General features: G+C 61.4%; 17 protein-coding genes and 1 riboswitch. Of the genes, 6 read left to right on the top strand and 11 right to left on the bottom strand.

Translation table 11 applies throughout. The annotated features are described in order from the left end of the window. Window positions 1-26: 26 nt before the first annotated feature. Window positions 27-1916, bottom strand: coding sequence for a phosphomethylpyrimidine synthase ThiC (gene thiC / locus ACYYKW_RS03470; protein ID WP_464989419.1), 1890 nt, complete (start codon window positions 1914-1916; stop codon window positions 27-29). Between the two features lie 147 nt (window positions 1917-2063). Then, window positions 2064-2169: riboswitch (TPP riboswitch) on the bottom strand. A 206-nt stretch (window positions 2170-2375) separates the two neighbouring features. Between thiC and ACYYKW_RS03465 the strand changes: the two genes are divergently transcribed. Continuing rightward, a complete protein-coding gene (locus tag ACYYKW_RS03465; protein ID WP_090280671.1) occupies window positions 2376-3809 on the top strand; it encodes a TolC family outer membrane protein in 1434 nt (477 codons plus the stop codon). A gap of 54 nt (window positions 3810-3863) precedes the next feature. Here ACYYKW_RS03465 and waaA read toward each other — a convergent pair whose 3' ends face one another. Together waaA and ACYYKW_RS03455 are read right to left on the bottom strand one after the other, a co-directional pair. Next, on the bottom strand, window positions 3864-5138 hold the full coding sequence (waaA, locus tag ACYYKW_RS03460) for a lipid IV(A) 3-deoxy-D-manno-octulosonic acid transferase (protein WP_464989418.1): 1275 nt from the start codon (window positions 5136-5138) through the stop codon (window positions 3864-3866). An 11-nt stretch (window positions 5139-5149) separates the two neighbouring features. Beyond that, window positions 5150-6046 carry a LysR family transcriptional regulator gene (locus ACYYKW_RS03455; protein WP_464989417.1) on the bottom strand — a complete coding sequence of 299 codons (897 nt, stop codon included), beginning with the start codon at window positions 6044-6046 and terminating at the stop codon, window positions 5150-5152. Window positions 6047-6153: 107 nt separating this feature from the next. Here ACYYKW_RS03455 and ACYYKW_RS03450 point away from each other — a divergent pair, with 107 nt between their 5' ends. From ACYYKW_RS03450 to ACYYKW_RS03435, 4 genes are all read left to right on the top strand, one after another. Next, entirely contained in the window at window positions 6154-6486 is a 333-nt protein-coding gene (locus tag ACYYKW_RS03450; protein ID WP_464989416.1) for a DMT family transporter, read from the top strand. 114 nt (window positions 6487-6600) lie between these two features. Next, window positions 6601-7776 (top strand): NAD(P)/FAD-dependent oxidoreductase, encoded by a 1176-nt coding sequence (locus ACYYKW_RS03445; protein ID WP_464989415.1) that lies wholly within the window; start codon window positions 6601-6603, stop codon window positions 7774-7776. Beyond that, entirely contained in the window at window positions 7773-8585 is an 813-nt protein-coding gene (locus ACYYKW_RS03440; protein ID WP_464989414.1) for an aldo/keto reductase, read from the top strand. Before ACYYKW_RS03445 ends, ACYYKW_RS03440 begins: the two co-directional genes overlap by 4 nt. Window positions 8586-8616: 31 nt before the next feature. Beyond that, window positions 8617-9585, top strand: a complete 969-nt coding sequence (locus ACYYKW_RS03435; protein WP_090280655.1) for a metal ABC transporter ATPase — start codon at window positions 8617-8619, stop codon at window positions 9583-9585. A gap of 1 nt (window position 9586) precedes the next feature. Here ACYYKW_RS03435 and ACYYKW_RS03430 read toward each other — a convergent pair whose 3' ends face one another. The 7 genes from ACYYKW_RS03430 to msbA form a co-directional block, all read right to left on the bottom strand. Beyond that, window positions 9587-10387 (bottom strand): hypothetical protein, encoded by an 801-nt coding sequence (locus tag ACYYKW_RS03430; protein ID WP_464989413.1) that lies wholly within the window; start codon window positions 10385-10387, stop codon window positions 9587-9589. Between the two features lie 56 nt (window positions 10388-10443). Continuing rightward, the gene (locus ACYYKW_RS03425) at window positions 10444-11130 is read right to left on the bottom strand and encodes a hypothetical protein (RefSeq protein ID WP_464989412.1); all 687 of its coding nucleotides are present in this window, start codon (window positions 11128-11130) and stop codon (window positions 10444-10446) included. 1 nt (window position 11131) lies between these two features. After that, entirely contained in the window at window positions 11132-12106 is a 975-nt protein-coding gene (locus ACYYKW_RS03420) for a glycosyltransferase (RefSeq protein WP_336355867.1), read from the bottom strand. Between the two features lie 129 nt (window positions 12107-12235). Continuing rightward, entirely contained in the window at window positions 12236-13657 is a 1422-nt protein-coding gene (hldE, locus tag ACYYKW_RS03415) for a bifunctional D-glycero-beta-D-manno-heptose-7-phosphate kinase/D-glycero-beta-D-manno-heptose 1-phosphate adenylyltransferase HldE (protein WP_093105520.1), read from the bottom strand. Between the two features lie 64 nt (window positions 13658-13721). Next, window positions 13722-15122 carry a PIG-L deacetylase family protein gene (locus tag ACYYKW_RS03410; RefSeq protein WP_464989411.1) on the bottom strand — a complete coding sequence of 467 codons (1401 nt, stop codon included), beginning with the start codon at window positions 15120-15122 and terminating at the stop codon, window positions 13722-13724. Window positions 15123-15126: 4 nt separating this feature from the next. Further along, window positions 15127-16023, bottom strand: coding sequence for a GNAT family N-acetyltransferase (locus ACYYKW_RS03405; protein ID WP_464989410.1), 897 nt, complete (start codon window positions 16021-16023; stop codon window positions 15127-15129). Then, on the bottom strand, window positions 16017-17837 hold the full coding sequence (gene msbA / locus ACYYKW_RS03400) for a lipid A export permease/ATP-binding protein MsbA (RefSeq protein ID WP_464989409.1): 1821 nt from the start codon (window positions 17835-17837) through the stop codon (window positions 16017-16019). Before msbA ends, ACYYKW_RS03405 begins: the two co-directional genes overlap by 7 nt. A gap of 125 nt (window positions 17838-17962) precedes the next feature. Between msbA and ACYYKW_RS03395 the strand changes: the two genes are divergently transcribed. After that, a complete protein-coding gene (locus ACYYKW_RS03395; protein WP_090280631.1) occupies window positions 17963-18616 on the top strand; it encodes a protein kinase family protein in 654 nt (217 codons plus the stop codon). Between the two features lie 3 nt (window positions 18617-18619). Here the strand turns inward: ACYYKW_RS03395 and ACYYKW_RS03390 are convergent, their stop codons facing one another. Continuing rightward, entirely contained in the window at window positions 18620-20065 is a 1446-nt protein-coding gene (locus ACYYKW_RS03390; protein ID WP_464989408.1) for a hypothetical protein, read from the bottom strand. Between the last annotated feature and the right edge of the window lie 13 nt (window positions 20066-20078).

Below are 20078 nucleotides of genomic sequence, written 5' to 3'. Positions count from 1 at the left end.
TTATCTTGCAGCTTGCAGCTTGCCGCTTACACTTTTTTATAAAGCTGACTGCCTTCCTGCTTGAACCGCTCGGCCTGTTCCGCCAGGCCTTTGGCAACGTCCACGTCGACTGCGTCGATGCGCTGGTTGGCCGCATATTCGCGGACTTCCTGGGTGATTTTCATCGAGCAGAATTTCGGCCCGCACATCGAGCAGAAATGCGCGACCTTGGCCGAGTCCTTCGGCAGGGTTTCATCGTGGTACGAACGAGCGGTATCGGGGTCCAGACCAAGGTTGAACTGGTCTTCCCAACGGAATTCGAAACGCGCCTTGCTCAAGGCATTGTCGCGAATCTGCGCACCCGGATGGCCTTTCGCGAGATCGGCAGCGTGCGCGGCGATCTTGTAAGTGATGATCCCGGTCTTCACGTCATCCTTGTTCGGCAGGCCCAGGTGTTCCTTCGGCGTCACGTAGCAGAGCATCGCGCAACCGAACCAGCCAATCATCGCTGCACCGATGCCCGAGGTAATGTGGTCGTAACCCGGGGCAATGTCGGTGGTCAGCGGGCCGAGGGTATAGAACGGCGCCTCATCGCAGCACTCGAGCTGCTTGTCCATGTTCTCTTTGATCAACTGCATCGGCACGTGGCCCGGGCCTTCGATCATGCATTGCACGTCGTGCTTCCAGGCGATCTTGGTCAGCTCGCCGAGGGTTTCCAGTTCGCCGAATTGCGCTTCGTCGTTGGCGTCGGCAATCGAGCCCGGACGCAGGCCATCGCCCAGCGAGAAGCTGACGTCGTAGGCCTTCATGATTTCGCAGATTTCGTCGAAGTGCGTGTAGAGGAAGTTCTCTTTGTGGTGCGCCAGGCACCACTTGGCCATGATCGATCCGCCACGGGAAACGATGCCGGTCACGCGCTTGGCAGTCAGCGGCACATAACGCAGCAGTACGCCGGCATGGATGGTGAAGTAGTCGACGCCCTGCTCGGCCTGCTCGATCAGCGTGTCGCGGAACAACTCCCAGGTCAGGTCTTCAGCGACGCCATTGACCTTTTCCAGCGCCTGGTAGATCGGCACGGTACCGATCGGCACCGGCGAGTTGCGGATGATCCACTCGCGGGTTTCGTGAATATGCTTGCCGGTGGACAAGTCCATCACCGTGTCCGAGCCCCAGCGAATGCCCCAGGTCAGTTTCGCCACTTCTTCTTCGATCGACGAGCCCAGCGCACTGTTGCCGATGTTGCCGTTGATCTTCACCAAAAAGTTACGGCCGATGATCATCGGTTCCAGTTCGACGTGGTTGATGTTGGCCGGAATGATTGCGCGGCCGCGGGCGATTTCTTCGCGGACGAACTCAGGGGTGATTTCTTTCGGGATGCTCGCGCCGAAGCTGTGGCCGGCGTGTTGCTGCTTGAGCAGGCCAGCCGCGCGGGCCTCTTGCAGCTTCATGTTTTCGCGGATGGCGACATATTCCATCTCGGCGGTGATAATGCCTTTGCGCGCGTAGTGCATCTGGCTGACGTTGGCCCCGCCCTTGGCCCGGCGCGGGTTGTTGACGTGAGCGAAACGCAGCTTGGTCAGCTCGGCATCGGCCAGACGCTGCTGACCGAAGTTCGAACTCAGGCCGGGCAGACGCTCGGTGTCGCCACGGTCGTCGATCCACGCCGAACGCACATCGCTCAAGCCTTTGCGCACATCGATGACCACGTTCGGATCGGTGTAGGGACCGGAGGTGTCGTAGACGGTGACCGGCGAGTTGATTTCGCCGCCGAAGTCGGTCGGGGTCACGTCCAGGCTGATTTCGCGCATCGGCACGCGGATGTCCGGGCGCGAGCCCTGAACGTAGACTTTTTGCGAACGGGTGAACGGCTTGACCGATTGCTCATCGACCTTGGCCGAGTCACTGAGGTTGATCGCGTTTTTTTCTTTTGTCGTCATCACGGGCTCTCCAGACAGCATCCAGCAGTGGATTGTCGGAGCAGAACCTGAGAGGCACGGACGCACCAGAACCGGTGCTGTGCATTCGTCATGGGGGCGTTCGATTGTCGAACAATTTCCCGGACGAAGCACAAGAGGACTCGCCGGGTGACGAGAAATCTTGTTCCCTACGCAGGCGCTAACCTGATCAGGTTCAACGGGATCCGAAATTATTCGATCTCAGCCTCATAGCAAGGCACCCCGACAAGAACACGGCCAGTCTAGACACAACCGTCAAGGAACGCCAACACCGCAGCGAACGCCGTGATGAATGGCGTAAATACACCGGTGTACCCGATTGTTGCCGAAGCGATGCGCAACTACACTCGCTATGCCTTGCCCTGCCTTGACGCTGTGCAGGCCGCGCCTTACCTTTGGCGCCCGGATTATTTCCATAATATTAATGCTAGGGATCGCCTCATGCTGCGCAAACTTTCACTGGCTGTGGCCGTGTCTTGTGCGTCCAACGCAATGGCCTGGGCAGCCGAAGCGCCCTTGTCGACCAAAACCGATCTGGTCAGCGTCTATCAGGAAGCGGTCGACAACAATGCCGATCTGGCCGCCGCCCGCGCCCAGTACGGCGCGCAAAAAGAAGTGGTGCCACAGGCCCGCGCCGGCTTGCTGCCGAATCTGTCCGGTGGCGCCGAAGTCGCCGACGTGCGCACCTCGATCGATCAGCCTTCGGCTATCGCCAATCGCAGCGCTCACTCGTATCAGGCGACCCTCGCCCAGCCGCTGTTCCGCGCCGATCGCTGGTTCCAGTATCAGGCCGCCAAGGACGTCAATGAACAGGCCGCCCTGCAACTCTCGGCGACCGAGCAGAACCTGATCCTGCAAACCGCCGAAAGCTATTTCAATGTGCTGCGCAGCCAGGACAACCTCGCCTCGACCAAGGCTGAAGAAGCCGCGTTCAAGCGTCAGCTTGACCAGTCCAACGAGCGCTTCGATGTCGGCCTGTCAGACAAGACCGACGTGCTGCAATCGCAAGCCAGTTACGACACCGCGCGGGCCAACCGCATCGTCGCGCAGCGCCAGGTCGATGATGCGTTCGAAGCGTTGATCACCCTGACCAACCGCCAGTACAACTCGATTCAGGGCATCGTCCACACGCTGCCGATTCTGCCGCCGGCGCCGAACGACGCAAAATCCTGGGTCGACACCGCAGCGCGGCAGAACCTCAATCTGCTCGCCAGCAACTACGCAGTCAGCTCCGCAGAACAAACCCTCAAGCAGCGCAAGGCCGGGCACTTGCCGACCCTCGATGCCGTGGCCAAATACGAAAAAGGCGATAACGACGCGCTGGGCTTTGCCAACCCGAACTCCTTCGGTGCGCCTTATGGCGGCAACGTCGAACAGAGCACCCTGGGCTTGCAACTGAGCATTCCGATCTACAGCGGCGGGCTGACCAGTTCGCAAGTGCGTCAGTCCTACGCACAACTCGATCAGAGCGAGCAGCAGCGCGAATCGCTGCGCCGTCAGGTGGTGGAAAACACCCGCAACCTGCACCGCGCGGTGAATACCGACGTCGAGCAGGTGCAGGCGCGCCGCCAGTCGATCATCTCCAACCAGAGCGCGGTGGAAGCCACGGAAATCGGTTATCAGGTCGGCACGCGCAACATCGTCGACGTGCTCGACGCCCAGCGTCAGCTGTACACCTCGGTGCGCAACTACAACAACACCCGCTACGACTACATCCTCGATAACCTTCGCTTGAAGCAGGCGGCGGGCACGTTGAACCCGGGGGACCTGCAAGACCTGCGGCGCTATCTGAAAGCCGACTACAACCCGGACAAGGATTTCCTGCCGCCGGATCTGGCCTCAGCGGCCGAGGCGCAATTGAAGGCCCGGCCTTGAAATGAAAAAAGATCGTCCGAGGCATGCCCCGGACGATCTTTTTTTATGCCGCGCTTATTTGATCAGCCTGCCCAACCCCTCCAGCAACCGCAGCAACGCGCCCTGATTACGGCGCATCACCGCCAGCCCGGCCTCGGCCATGCGCTGCGCATCGCGCGGCAATTCGAACAAACGCTGCACTTCGACCGCCAACCCCTCAGCATCGTCCACTTCGGCCAGCGCCCCGGCTTCGCGCAGTTGCGCGGCGATGTCGAGGAAGTTGAACAGGTGCGGGCCGCTGATGACCGGTTTCGCCAGCGCTGCCGGCTCGAGCAGATTGTGCCCGCCGTTGGCCACCAGACTGCCGCCGACGAAGGCGCTGTCGGCCAGGGCGTAGAGAAACAGCAGCTCGCCCATGGTGTCGCCGAGCAGTACCGAGGTCTGCGCATCGACATGGGCGCCGGTCGAACGGCGTACCGTGGCGAAACCTTCGCGCTGACACAGGTCGAACACCGAATTGAAACGTTCGGGGTGGCGTGGCACCAGAATCAACAATGCATCCGGATGATTGGCCAACAGGCGACGATGGGCGTCGAGCACCACTGCGTCTTCGCCTTCGTGGGTGCTGGCGGCGATCCACACTGGACGATCCTGCGCCTGCCACTGGCTACGCAGTTCGGCGGCGCGTTGCAGCAGTTGCGGGTCGATGGTCAGGTCGAACTTGATCGAACCGGTGACCTCGACGGTTTCCGGACGCGCGCCGAGATCGCGGAAGCGCTGGGCTTCGGCTTCGGTCTGCACCGCAAACAAACTCATTTCAGCGAGCATCGGCGCGGTCAGTTTGCTGAAGCGGCCGTAGCCTTTGGCAGAGCGCTCGGACAAGCGTCCGTTGGCCAACGCCACCGGTATCCCGCGCTTGGCACACTGGTGAATATGATTGGGCCACAACTCGGTTTCCATGATCACCGCGAGTTTTGGCTGAACGCGATCCAGAAAGCGCGCCGCCGCGCACGGCAGGTCGTACGGCAGATAGCAATGCTGGATGCGCGGCTCATTGGCGAACAAGGCCTGAATCCGCTCCGAACCGGTCGGGGTCATGCAGGTCACGGTGATCGGCAACTGCGGATAACGCTGCAGCAAGGCGCGGATCATTGGCGCGGCGGCAATGCTTTCGCCCACCGACACGGCGTGAACCCAAATGCCGCCGGGCTGCAGTGTCGGCATGTTGCAGGAGAAACGTTCGCCAATCCGTTTGGCATACGCCGGCGCCTTGCGCGCGCGCAGCCAAAGCCGAATCGCCACCAATGGCAGCCCCAGGTAAAACAGCGCGGTGTACAGAGTTCTATTCATGGCGGCGGAGTTTATCGACTTTTGTCGCCGATCGCGCGCAAGTGCACGGCAAAACGTTCGGCCAGCCAGCGCGCGGCCGGGCCGAGCGGCTCGTCACGGCGCCAGACCAGTTCCACCACCAGTGCTGGCGGCGTCCATTCGCTGGCCAGTTCGACCATTTGCCCTTGATAGGCCGAATACTGCACCACATGGCGCGGCAACCAGGCCCAGCCAAGGTTGCGCACCAGCCATTCGGACATCACATAGAAACTGTCGGCGCGCCACACTTGCGGGCTGGCCGCTTCGTTGCCGGGGTAGACGCTGGTTTGCGTCGACATCAGCAATTGCCGGTGCTGCGCCAATTGTTGGCAGGTTACGTAAGGCTGCGACGCCAATGGATGATGGATGCCGCACACCGTAACCATTTCCACACTGCCGAGCACACGCCGTTCGAGCGCTTCAGGAATTTCATCGTGATAAAACAACAGGCCGAGATCGGCGCGGCGGTCGACCAGTTTGTGTGCGACTTCGCCTTGGGCTGCGCTGGTCAGTTGCACTTCGAGGCTGGGAAACTGCTCGGCCAACTCACCGAAACTTTCCACCAGCGCCTGATACGGCATCGCCTCATCCTGCGCCACGCGCAACTGCGCTTCCTGGCCGCGCAGCATCGCCATGGCGCGGCCGTTCAGACGTTCGCACTGGCGCAGCACTTCCCGGGCTTCTTCCAGCAACGCTTCCCCCGCCTCGGTGAGCGTCGGCTGACGCCCGCTGCTGCGTTCGAAAAGGCTCACGCCCAAGTCAGCTTCGAGCATGGCGATCGTGCTGCTGATAGCTGATTGCGCCTTGCGCTGCTGACGCGCCACGGCGGAGAACGAACGCTGTTCGGCGACCTCTACAAATACGCGCAACTGGTCCAGATTCCATTGCATGTGGCTTACCAACCCATCTACAGAACAGATAGGTAATGACTTTACCGCATCTGGCGAATCCCTAGAATGCCGCCTCAGTGAGCAAAATTTTATCGAGGATTGAAACCATGAACGCCTACGCCTACCTCGCCATCGCAATCTGCGCCGAAGTGATCGCCACCGTGTCGATGAAAGCCGTCAAAGGCTTCAGCACGCCGCTGCCGTTGATTCTGGTCATCGTCGGCTATGCGATCGCGTTCTGGATGCTGACGCTGGTGGTACGCACCGTGCCGGTCGGCGTGGCCTACGCCGTGTGGGCGGGAATGGGCATCGTGATGGTCAGTGTCGCAGCGCTGTTTCTGTACGGGCAGAAACTGGATTTACCGGCAATGCTGGGGATGGCGCTGATCGTACTGGGCGTGGTCGTCATCCAGCTGTTTTCCAAAACCGCCGGCCACTGAGGGCAGCAACAAGCTTCCAGCGATAAGCCGCAAGCGACCGATTTGACGCTTCAGGTTGCAGCTTGCAGCTTGAAGCTTGAAACTTGCAGCTTCTCTATACCCCGAGGTCGCTGCATGCCATCCGTTATTTCCACCGACGTTCTGATTGTCGGCGCTGGTGTCGCCGGCCTCTGGCTGAACGCGCGTCTGCGCCGTCAGGGTTTTTCGACCGTGCTGGTGGAAAGCGCCAGCCTCGGCGGCGGGCAAAGCGTGAAGTCGCAGGGAATCATTCATGGCGGCGCCAAATATGCCTTGCACGGCGCGTTGACCGGGGCGTCGGAAGCGATCGCTGATATGCCGCGGCGCTGGCGCGAAGCCCTGGCCGGCAACGGCGAGCTGGACCTGACCGGCGTGCGCCTGCTGTCCGAAGCCCATTACCTGTGGTCACCGGGCACACTTGCCGGCAACCTCACCAGTTTCTTCGCCAGCAAAGCCGTACGTGGCCGCGTCGATCAGGTCAAGGGCGATGAACTGCCGCCGGCCCTGCGAGACAAACGCTTCAAAGGCAAGGTTTATCGTCTTGCCGAACTGGTGGTCGACGTGCCGAGCCTGATCCAGCGGCTGGCCGACCTGGCCGGCGATGGCTTGCTCGCCGGGCAGACCATCGAACCGCTGCTCGAGGATGGCGTGCTGGTCGGCCTGACGGTTGACGGCCGCGCCATCCGTGCGCAGCGCATCGTCCTCAGTGCTGGCGCCGGCACTGCACAGTTGCTCGAAGCGCTCGGCCTCAGCCAACCGGCGATGCAACGGCGGCCGCTGCACATGATCCTCGCCAAAGGCCCGGGCCTGAAACCGCTGTACGCCCACTGTCTGGGCGGCGGCACCAAACCCCGTATCACCGTGACCACCCACCCGGCCGCTGATGGTCAGTGGGTCTGGTACATGGGTGGCGATATCGCCGAGAGCGAAGGCGTGCATCGCGAGCCGGCCGAGCAGATCGCCACCGCGCAAAAGGAAATCGCTCAGCTGCTGCCGTGGATCGACCTCAGCACCACGCAATGGGCGACCCTGCGCGTCGACCGCGCCGAGCCGCTGCAAACCGGGCTGACGCGGCCAGACAACGCCTTCCTCGCCGAACAGGGGCGTCTGCTGGTCGGCTGGCCGACCAAACTGGCGCTGGCGCCGGACTTTGCCGATCGGGTCATCGCCGCACTGGAACGCGACGGTATTGCGCCGCAAGTCACCGAACCGCTGCCGCTGCTGCCCAAACCGCCGCTGGGCGTTCCGGCCTGGGAGCAACTGCTGCCATGACCATCGCCAATTTGCATGATCTCCATCGCCCACTGGGCAGCCTGGGCCTGACGGTTTCGCCGCTGGGTCTGGGCACGGTCAAACTCGGCCGCGACCAAGGGGTGAAATACCCCAACGGCTTTCAGATTCCCGACGACGATGCCGCACGCATGCTGCTGCGTCAGGCCCGCGAGCTGGGCATCAACCTGATCGACACCGCCCCGGCCTATGGCCGCAGCGAAGAACGCCTCGGCCCGTTGCTGCGCGGCCAGCGCCAGGACTGGGTGATCGTCAGCAAGGTCGGCGAGGAGTTTGCCGACGGCTTGTCGCGCCACGATTTCAGCGCAGCGCACACGCGAATGTCGGTAGAGCGCAGCCTGCAACGTCTGGAAACCGATTTTATCGATCTGGTGCTGGTGCACTCCGATGGTAACGACCTGGCGATTCTTGAGCACGAAGAGGTTTACGCAACGCTCGGGGCGCTCAAGGCCGAAGGCAAGATTCGCGGCTTCGGCTTTTCCGGCAAAACCGTCGAAGGCGGTCTCAAGGCACTCGAGCAAGGCGACTGCGCCATGGTCACCTACAATCTGAACGAACAAAACGAGAAGGCAGTCATTGACTATGCTGCTGCCCACGGCAAAGCCATTCTGGTGAAAAAAGCCTTGGCCAGCGGTCACGTCTGTCTGAGTCCGGGCGTGGATCCGGTGCGGGCCAGTTTCGAGTTGCTGTTCGCGCAAGCTGGCGTAGCCAGTGCTATTGTCGGCACGATCAATCCGCTGCACCTCGCCTACAACGTTGCGACCGTTGCCCAAGTCCTTCGTGGTCACTGACGCCGCTTCGCGGCCTTAAGCAGGAGCCGATATGCCGCGCACGCTCATCCGCAAGAACCCGAGCAACTTCAAGACCCTGCCGCTGTTCGTCGAAGCCACTGCCGAAGGCCTGAGCTACCAGAGCGTCGGCATGCCGCTGAATTTCGCGCAGACCCTGCAGCGACGCAAACCGGTGAGCGTGGCCGATGCCGAGCACTTCTCGCTGGAACTTGCCAACCTTGGCGTCTCGGTGCGCCTGACCCTGCACTGGCAGAATCGCGATTATTGGGTGCTGGTGCGCCAACGCCGGCAGGATCGTGGCGACGTGGTGCTGAAATTGATTTCCGGTTACGTACCGGCCCACGAACTGAACATCCCGCTGCACACCGCCATCCAGGAAATTGCTGAGGAGTGTCTGCTGGAAACGCCGGAAGGCTGGCTCGGCGGACGTTTCAACGACACTTGGCTACCAGCCCCTTACTCGGCGGCTCTGCATTATCGCGAGGCCCTGCCGTTTCGCCTGACGCCGCTGTCCGGCTCGGCACGTCCGGTGCGTTGCGCCAGCCTGCAACTGCTCGAGCGACCGCGGGCCTATGTGCACCTGCCGACCGCTTCCCTGCAATTGATCTACGACTTGCGCCTGGACGTGCCCAAGGAAGCCAAGTCTCTGAGCCTGTTCCACGTCGATGAACGGCTGGAAGGTGATCAACTGGTGGCCCGCCTCGATCGCAAGCGCCCCGACCTCTACCTGATGCCGCTCAAGGACGGCGCGCCAGTGGCCGAGTTGTACACGCTCAAGCGCGACAAGCTGGTTCCGGCCAGTACCCGCGGGCTTTATCTGGCCGAGAGCTTTGCCACTCAGCAAGGCTGGGTGGTGCGCGAGGAGCGGATTCGCTGGAAGGACTGGCTGGTGCAACAAGGGCTGCAACCGGCCAAAGCCCCGCGTTCAGGGCTCAAGCAGTTGAGCATCAAGGCGCTGCGGCTGGTGGGCCTGGGCAAAAAGAAACCGGCCAAGTCATGAGTCAACGCCGGCGGTCGAACCAGGTGCGCAGCGTGGCGAAGAAATGGAAGTAGCGGTTCTCGCGCTTGCCCATGCCACGCTTGGGCGAGAACGACTCTTCGGCGAAGGCGCCGGTAATGCGTACCCGTGACGCCTGCGTCGGCAGCGTGCAGATTTTCGCCCCGGCCTGCTGCAGCGCGTATTTGAGCAAGCGTTCGGAGTGCAGCTTTCTGCCGGTGGCTTTGCAGAAGTCAAAGATCCGCTCGATGCGTTTGCCATACGCAACGTACGTATCGCGTCCGCATACCGCGAATCGATCATTCAGCCCGCCCCACCACTGCCAGTCAGGAACGTAGGCGTGGTGCCGCCGAGCCTGGGCGTGATTGAACACGTAGCCGGGCAATGCCGTGTGGAAGAAGTTGTCCGGGCGCACGTACACCACGAAATCCGGCGCGAAGGCTTCGATCATTGTGGTCACGGTGTGCAGCGAATTGAGCTGGTAAATCAGATTGCGCAGCGACGCATAGTCATCGGCCCAGGTGTCACCGAGCGACTTGACCCGTTCAAAATTCCAGCGTTCCAGCACGCCTTCGGTCGACGTCAGCGTGCCGGTCATCGCCTCGAAAGGCTGGTAGTTGTCAGCCGTCAGCGCGCCTTTTTCACCGGAGCGCGCGTTCTGCACTTCATCAACCTGGTACAGATGGTAGAAGCACTGCACTTCGCTGCCTGCCGGCAACTGCGCCAGGACATTCTGTTCAATGGAGGGAAAACAGATCTGCGAATTTCTCGGGATTCCGAAAAAAGCCACGGCGATTTTCAACACTCAACAGCACCTTTTGATAGTCGTTCGGGCCTGCCGGCATCCGGATACGATGTTGCTTACTTTCGTCGAAACAGCTTTTGCCACCAGCGCTGCGGTTGCAGCGCTATGGCGACGATATTCGATTGGCGCAGCCAGTCGCGCTCGTAGTCCCAGGCGTGCCCACCCCAGAGTTTCCCGGCCTCGTTGGAAAAACCCAGGGTCAGCAACTCATAGCCATAGCCGGCCTCGCCCCGTAGCCAGTCAAACAGCACCAGCGTATTGAACCCGGTAGATGGCCCGACATAGCGTTTGCCGCCCGGACGGTCAACCGGGTAGTGCCACAGCGGCGGCAACGGGATGCGGTCCCAGTACATGGCCACGCGCGGCAACGGACACATCGGCGCAGCGCAGCCCACCAGCATGCTGAAACAGCGTTCGCCCGAGCTTTCGAACATGTGCTGTACGTGAGGCCCGTAGGGCAGTCCAAAAAAGTACGCGTCCGGGGCGTTGTAACCGTGCACGAAGACATTGACGCTTTGCTCGTTGAGCAGCGTTGCCTTGATGCAGGTATTGAAGCTGACCACGACGTCATCGGCACCGATGTTCAGCGCCTGGAAATCCGCCGCGGTGATGGCCGGGTTATTGGCGATCAGCACCACCCGCGCCGCACGACCCAGGCAGTCGCGCAGCTCTGCCGGCAATGCCTCGAAGACCGCCTGATCGCCACCAGGCAGCGCATCCAGCGCCATGGGTTGCTCCTTCATTTCAGACAGGCACCTTCATTCCGTAACGCACCTTCACCCACCATTGCGTGAATGCCGACGGTGGTTGCCATGGGCGCATTTCGCGCTGGATTTCTGCCGCCAGGGCTTGCCCGACACGGGCAAACGAATAGCGGCTCTCGGCAAACGCCTGGCCATTGCGGGCAATGCGCTCGGCCAGCTCGGGATCGCCCTGCAGCAGCTTGATCTTTTCCACCGCTTCTTCTTCGCTGCGATAGAACACGGTGTTGTGCATGTCTTCGAAACCGAGCAAGCGGTCTTCTTCGCCCTGGCTCCAGGCCAGCAGCACGCAGCCGCAGGCCATGGCCTCGAAGTTCTTGATCATGAACTCGTTCATGCCGATGTCGGCACTGACGAAAATGCGGATGCGGTTGAGGGTTTGCAGGTATTCCTCACCAGACTTCGTTCGGGTCACCAGCATTCCGGTCCGCCGTGAAAGCGACTCGAGCATGGCCTTGCGTTCGGCGTACTCGGTGCTTTTCAGGCTGCCGAGAAAACCGATGGGAATGTCGCGCTCGACGTCGGTGTTGTGCAGCATCTGCTCGTCATAACCCTTGGAGACGAACACCGTATCGATGCCCTCGGCGAGCATCTTGCGTGCGACCACCGCCCCGGAGACCAGCGCCCGGCAACTCGGCAACCGCCGGTACAACCGCGAATACACACCGCGGTATTTACTGGCCGGCATGTAGTTCTGATAGGCGTCGTGTTCAAGGAAAACCAGCCCCGGAATGCACTTGAGCACCCGCAACTGCGGGGCCAGGCGTTTGACACGGGAGAAAATCACCACACGATCGAAGGTCTGATACTCCACCGAGGCCAGAAACGGCCCCAGGTTCATCTGCTGCTGTTTGGTCAAACGATGGATGACACATTCATCACAGTTCTGCTGCACGATGTCGTAGAGCCGGTCAAGAATGACCCGCTGTTCGTCCATCACCAGGAGCATGACTTTCATAGGTTATTGACCACGCGACATTGGCAGGCACGCGCAGCGGATTCAAACCTGCCAACTTCAACGGAAACGGTGAGATCCCCAAGGCAAAATCCGTTCACACGCAGTACACAACGGTAAAGATTCATCGGGTCAGCGACTGCGGATCTTCTCGACAATCGCAGTCGTCGAGCTGTTTTCCACCAGTCCCAACACCTTCACGGTGCCGCCGTAAGCGCTGACGATATCGGCGCCGACCACCTGATCGATGCCGTAATCGCCACCTTTGACCAACACGTCCGGCTTGACCTCGCGCAGCAGGTTTTCCGGGGTGCCTTCAGAGAAGCTGATCACCCAGTCCACCGCACCCAGCCCGGCAAGGACCGCCATGCGCCGATCCACGCTGTTGATCGGCCGGCCTGGCCCCTTGAGGCGGCTGACCGAGGCGTCGTCGTTGACCGCGACGATCAAACGATCGCCCTGCGCTCGCGCCTGCTCCAGATAGGTCACATGCCCGGCATGCAGAATGTCGAAGCAGCCGTTGGTGAAAACGATTGTCTCGTTGTGCGCGCGGGCATCGGCCACCGCCAGCAGCAATTGCTCAAGGCCCAATACACCGCGCTCGGAACCCTCTTCACGCTGGATCGCGCGACGCAGTTCCGGGGCACTGATGGCGGCCGTACCGAGCTTGCCGACCACGATGCCGGCGGCCAGATTGGCCAGCGCGACCGCATGGGGCAGGTCTTCACCGGCGGCAATCGCTGCGGCCAGAGTGGAAATCACCGTGTCACCGGCACCGGTGACGTCGAATACCTCGCGGGCTCGCGCTGGCAGGTGCAGCGCCGGTTGGTCCGGGCGCAGCAGGGTCATGCCGTGCTCGCCGCGGGTGACCAGCAGCGCACCGAGTTCGAGGTCGTGCATCAGCGTGGCGCCCTTGCTCACCAGCTCATGCTCATCGGCGCAGCCGCCGACAATGGCTTCGAATTCGCTGAGATTGGGAGTGATCAGGCTGGCACCACGATAGATCGAAAAATCCTTGCCTTTCGGATCAGCCAGCACCGGGATGTTCTTCGCGCGGGCGGCCTGGATGAGCGCCTGATGATTTTTCAGCGCGCCTTTACCGTAATCGGAAAGTACCAGCACCTTGATGCCTTCGAGCAAGTCATCGACCTGCGAGCCCAGGGCCAAAGCATCGGTGGCGAACGGCTCTTCGAAATCGATACGCAGCAATTGCTGGTGCCGGCTCATGACCCGCAGCTTGACGATGGTCGGCTGGTGCGCAATGCGCTGGAACAATGCCCGTACGCCCGCCCCCTTGAGACTGTTGCTCAGGCTGTCGGCGGCTTCGTCGTCGCCGGTCACACCCACCAGCGAGGCCGGCGCACCCAGCGCGGCAATGTTCAGGGCAACGTTGGCGGCACCGCCTGGACGGTCTTCGATTTGCTCGACCTTGACCACCGGCACCGGCGCCTCAGGGGAAATCCGTGAGGTTCCGCCATGCCAGTAGCGGTCGAGCATGACATCGCCGACTACCAAGACCGGGGCTTGATCGAAACGCGGCATGGACAACTTCATGGAGCAACCCACATACAAAATGAACAGGGGCGCGATATTACCACAGGGTAAAGCGCCGTCCGCCTCATTCTGAAAGGTCGCGCACCCAGAACAATTCATGACGCCGCACAGCCTTGCGGAAAAACTCGTTACTGCCTGTGACAGGCCAGCGCCGGCCCGCCAGACCCTGCTGGATCCAGCGGCGCAGTTTGCGCTTGAACACCTCGGCGCCCTGCAGATCATGCTCCATGGCCAGTGCCATGGCCTTGTCCAGTTGCACCGGCGCCGACAGCTGCGGGCTCCACAAGCGATCGGCCGGCAATGGCTCGATGGCCGGCGGCAGCGCAATACCGCAACCTGCAGGGCCCATCGGCCAGCGATCGTTGTCGTGCAGATGGTTGGCGTACATCAGCAGCGTGTTTGGCTTCCACTGACTGCGGCTGACCGCCTCGAGCAACGCTTGCGTCGACGCGACATGATCACTGTGCGGATCGAGTTCGGGATGCGGTGTCACCAGCACTTCGGGTCGATAGTGCTCAAGCAGCGCAGTCAGATCGCCGAGCAGATTCTCCCAGGTCGGCTGACCGTCGCTATCGGCGGGCAGGCGCAACGGATTGTGCCGCCGCACACTGCGCACGTCGCTTTCCTGCGATTCGCGCGAGCCGAACGCTGTCGTTGGCGCTGCGGCCATCGCCGGCAGTTGCAGACAGTAATAACCCAGTTGCACGCAGCGCTCTGCGGGCACGCCGCCCCAGAGCGGAATCACCAGGCTGTCCCAGCTGCGCAAACGCCCCTTCAGACGCGCCGCTGCGGCTTGATCGAGCCCCAGCCGTTGATAATCCTCGGCCTCGATTTCGCCTTGGGTCAACGTGACGATGCTGACGTCATCGCAACGGCTGTAAAGGCCAAACGCTGCCAGCTCGGCGTCATCGGCATGCGGCGCGATGACCATTACCCGTTGCTGGCTGAAATCGGGGTTGGCCATGATCCACAGCACACCCGTGTTCGCTGGCACGCAATGGTGGCCGCGCAGGGTCAGCGAACCTTGCGCCAAGGCCATCTCCTGCCCGGACAGATTGAGGAAGCGCCGACCACGCACTCCGCGCTCGAATTCCTGACGGTCATCACCGACCTGAACATATGGGTCGAGCCAGCGCCCCAGCGAGGTCGACTTCAGCTCCAGTTCCAGCACCAGCGTCTCGCCCGGTGCCAACGGCTCGCTCAGGCGCACCAAACCGCCGTCGACGCTCACGGTTTGCCGCGCGGTCTGTGGGGGGAAGTTGTATTGATAGTCGTCAGACGGCCGATAGAACAGATGATCGGCGAACCACGCCTCATGAGCGATCCACGCCAGCACCAGCAACAGCGGCACCAGCCACCATTTGACCAGAACCCCGATCAGCAACAGCGCCAGCAAAAAGCCGATCAGGAACAGGCGCTTGTTGCGCCGGTGGGCCTTGAGGAGTTGCTGCTTGCGTGCGCTCATCGATTCAGACCTTGTAGACCGGCACCGTGTGGCACCAGCGATCCTTGTATTCCCGGTCGGCACGGCCGAACGAATAACGCAGCGGCTTGCCCAGCGCCTGGGCATCCGCCCACGCCTGCTGGGTGTTGACGAAACTCAGCACGCTGCCGGGGCTGAATTCGCGGCTTTGCGGATCGACGCCACCGTTGATGTACTCCAGCGAAACCCACCGTGGGGCCTCGACGCGATACAACACCTGAATGGCCACCGGTGCCGAATCGAGCATCGCCACCGAGCCGGTCATGAACTCGCGCAACAAGCTGAACACTTCGACCAGCCCGGCCTTGCCCGGCACTTCAAAACCCCAGCGGCGCTGAAACAGATCGCCGTAAGCGGCGGCCTGCTCCTGCGCGGTAAAGTCGGACATCGGCACCAGCGACCCGCCCGCCTCTTCCAGCAGACGCTGCTCGCGGCGCTGGTTGTAGCGGAATTTCTTCGAATACTCTTCCGGCAATCGGGCCAGGGCCAAGCCTTCAGGCTGCGGTTTCAACGTGCTGATCTGCGTGGCATTGAGCTGCGACACGTAAGCCATGCGCTGGCGCACCGGCACAACCGCCTCAGCAGCAATCGGCAGAATGATTTCCGCATTGCCCATGTCGAGCAAGCCGCGCTTGCCCTCGCGCTTGAGCACTTCCTTGGACAGCGCCACGTGCCGGCCCCAGCACGGCACGGCGGCGACGATTTCGCCGCCGACCAGCCAGCCCAGATAGCGCAACTCGATATCCACGAAGCTCGACAAGCGCTCGACCACGTCGGGATGCGTCGCGAAACTGCCGCCGAAGCGCTGCCAGGCCCGGGCATAGCTGTCGCGGTCGATCTCGGTCCAGCCACGCTCACGAAAGCTGCGAAACACCGTCAGCATACGTTGGTCGCGTGGGTCGGCTGAGGTTCGTCACCTTCTTCGAATTCCTTGGCATGCAGACGAGCGTAATAGCCGTTCTGCTCGAGCAACTGCACATGGGTGCCACGCTCGACGATCCGCCCTTCGTCCATGACCAGAATCAGGTCGGCTTTTTCGATGGTGCTCAAGCGGTGCGCGATGACCAGCGTGGTACGGTTTTGCACAACGTGATCCAGCGCCGCCTGAATGTGCCGCTCCGATTCGGTATCGAGGGCCGAAGTGGCCTCATCGAGAATCAGCAACGGCGCATCCTTGAGCAAGGCGCGGGCGATGGCGATGCGTTGACGCTGACCGCCGGACAACAGCACGCCGTTTTCACCGACCATGGTTTCGTAACCCTGAGGCATCTTGGCGATGAACTCGTCGGCGTAGGCCTCGCGAGCCGCGCGCTTGACTTCATCCAGCGGCGCACCGGCGAGGTCGCCGTAAGCGATGTTGTTGGTGACCGTATCGTTGAACAGCGTCACGGCCTGGGTCACCAAGGCGATCTGGCGGCGCAGGCTGCGCAGGGTGAAGTCCTGGACTTCGACACCATCGAGCAGAATCTGCCCGTGCTCGTGCTGGTAGAAGCGCGGAATCAACCCGGCGAGAGTCGACTTGCCGCTGCCCGAACGCCCGACCAGCGCAACCATCTGCCCCGGCTCGACGCTGAAGCTGATGTCGTTGAGCACCGGCTTGTCGGTGTCCGGGTACTGGAAGCTGAGGTTGCGCACTTCCAGGCGTCCTTCGAGACGATCGCGCTCGACGGTGCCCTGATCCACCTCGGCCGGCTCATCCAGTTGCTCGAAAATGCTCTCGGCACCGGCCACGCCTTTCTGAATCGTCGAACTGACTTCCGACAACTGCCGGATCGGCTTGGGCAACAGGCCCGCCATGGTGATGTAGGCCACCAGATCGCCAGGCGAGGCATCGCCGCGAAGGTAAAGCACGAGGAACATGACTACGGCCATGGCGCTGTACGTGACCAATTGCAGCATCGGCGTGTACACCGCGCCGGTCTTGGTCATCGTCAGTTGCTTGTCGGTATTGCTCTGGCTGGCATCGCGAAAGCGTTGCTTCTCATAGCTTTCACCGCCAAAGCTGCGCACGACGCGATAACCATGGATGGTCTCGGAGGCCACATGCGTGACGTTGCCCATCGACACCTGGATCTTCTTGCTCTGCTTGCGGAATTTCTTGCTGGTGCTGTTCACCATGATGCCGATGACTGGCAGGATCGCCACCATCACCAGGGTGAGCTTCCAGTTCATCCACAACAACGTGCAGAACAGAAAGATCACGGTCATGCCTTCGCGGATGACCACTTTGATCGCGTCCGTTGCCGCGCCGGTGACCATGGTCACGTTGAAGGTGATGCGCGAAATCAGATGACCGGAGTTGTTCTTGTCGAAGAAGCGGTTGGGCAACTCCAGCAGTTTGTTGAACAGCACCACCCGCAGGTCATGCACCAGTCCCAGAGAAACCCGGGCGAGAAAGAAGTTACCCAGATACGAACCCACGCCCTGCAACAGGGCGATGAACACAATCATCAGCGGCACGGTTTGCAGCAATTGCAAATCGCCCAGATAAGGGTTGCCCGGGAACAGGCTGGCTTCAGGATTGGCCAGCCCGTCGACGAAGTACTTGAGGATGTAGGCGAGCATCGGCTGGGTCGATGCGAAAATCAGAAACCCGACGATGCTGAGGAGAAAGAGACCGGCATAGGGCCGCACGTAAGCCAAAAGGCGGAAGTAGATCGCCAGCGTTGACTGGGCTTTCGGTTCAGGACTGCTCATGGTGATCCGCACAATTCAGTGAGGCGGGGATGATATCACAGGCCTTTTTTCCCCGATAAACATGACGGCGCGCCAGCCTTTGACCAAGTCGGTTAAGATACGCCGCTAACGATGGGGAGCCCGCTATGCAATCGATTGACCACAGCACTTACGAGGCACTGCGCAAAGGTGCACAGGTTCTGGAGGCCGACGGTTCCGGCGACAAGGTGCTGAGGCTGGCCGACGGCCGCATGCTCAAACTGTTCCGTCGCAAGCGCTTGCTCAGCTCGGCGCTGTTCTTCCCCTACGCGCAGCGCTTTGCCAACAACACCCGGGCGCTTCAGCAACGCGGCATTCTTTGCCCGCAAGTCATCGCGGTCTATCGCATCCCGAGTATCGAGCGCGACGGTGTTTACTACAGTCCACTGGAAGGCAGCACGGTGCGCCAGCTACAAGGCTCTGCCGAGGATGGCGATTCACTGAGAAAGCAGTTGGGCAGCTACTTCGCCCTGCTGCATGAAAAAGGCGTGTATTTCCGATCGCTGCACTTCGGCAATGTGGTGCTGACCCCGGACAACCAACTGGGCCTGATCGACATCGCCGATCTGCGCTGCCAAAAACGAGCCCTGAGTGACAGCAAACGCCTGCGCAACTTCGCGCACTTGCTGCGCTATAAGGAAGACCGTCATTGGTTGCTCGGCGACGATGCCGGCGACAGTTTTATCGAAGGCTACCGCCAGGCGCTGCCGAGCAACCGCCAGGCGCCACTGATCTCGCGCCTGCGGCCGTTGCTGGTGTAAGCCTCAGCGTCCGATGACCACGATCGCAGCACCCTTGCGATTCTCGAAGTGTTCGAGCACGCACATCCGATGCGCCGCCAGCCACTCCTTCAGCCACGGCTCATCACCCTTCGCCTCGATCACGAAATAGCGGAATTTTGCTGCATGCGTCGGCGACATCGCTTCTTCGCGGGTCAGGCTGGGTAGCACATAACCGCGACCGGCGTAATAACTGATCCGGCCGTCTTCGAAGTAGGTCGGCACGCCGCGCTCGATGTGGCTTGAGGCCCAGCGCCCAGCGGCAACGTAATGCGTTTTGCCGGCCCCGGTAGACACCACGTTCGCCAGCATCATCAGCAAGCCCAGAACCACCAGAGCCTTGCCCAGCCGCGGAAACTGGCGAACGAACGCCGCCAGCCCCATCGCCATCACCGGCACGAACAACAGGTTGAGGAAGCTCAAGTAGCGGGCGTTCATGAACTGCTGCTTGATGAAAAACAGCACCAGCACCACCACATACAACAACGCCGCCCAGGCGAACGGGCGGTAATCGCGCCAGTAAGTGCCGAGCACGCCCCAATTGCGGCGCAGTACGAACGGCACAGCGAACGGCCCCATCAACTTGACGAACGAGATAGTCATCGTCGCCAGGATGCCAAAAAAGATGATACGGCCAGCTTCGTCCCGGGAGTATTTGTTGATCAGCGAATTGCCGAACTGATCGCACAACATCTGAAACGAGGCGAACACTCCGCGAGGCTCGATCATGTCCAGATAAAGCACGACCCGCGCCGACATCAACACACCCGTTACGACCACCAACAGCAGGCCTGCCATCGGCAGAATCGAGAACTGCACGAATTGCATGCGACGGTTCGGCGTCCACAGATTGGGCAGTTGCCAGAGTGCCAGAGCCGGCACCAGCAGCAGCGCCTCAAGGCGAAACAGCGCTGCAGCAGCAATCGCCAGATGAATGGCGGCCGCCCACAGCCAACCGCCGCGCGATTGCCAGCGCGACGCGAGCCAGAGCGTCAAGGTGCAGAAAAACCAGAAGCCGCATTCGCGGATGATGTCGTTTCGAAAGGCGTTGACCGCCGGCATCGCCAGCACGACAAGGCAGGCCCACCGCGCCAGATCAGGCGAACGCTGGCGCACGCAATCGACCATCAACGCGCTGGTACCGGCGAAAAACAGACCGCACCAGAGATATGCACTCAGTTCCAGCGGCAAACGCAAAACACTGTGCGTGGCGGCGAGCAATAACGAAAACCACGGCCAGTCGAACGTAGCCCACGCCACATTGGGCCCGAGCTCGGTGACCTGTTGTGCAATATCGATGTACAGCGCGGCATCACGCCCCACCGTCGCCGTGCCCAACACAGCGATCAGCGATAACAGCACACTGCCAAAGAATGCCAGCCCTACAGGATATCCATCGATGATCCGGGAGACTTGAGCCCCAATCTTCATGCTCACAACCCTC

This window comes from Pseudomonas sp. 15C, assembly GCF_055484735.1.
The sequence above is the reverse complement of the archived record's forward strand: the minus strand, read 5'-3'. Positions and strand labels throughout refer to the sequence as shown.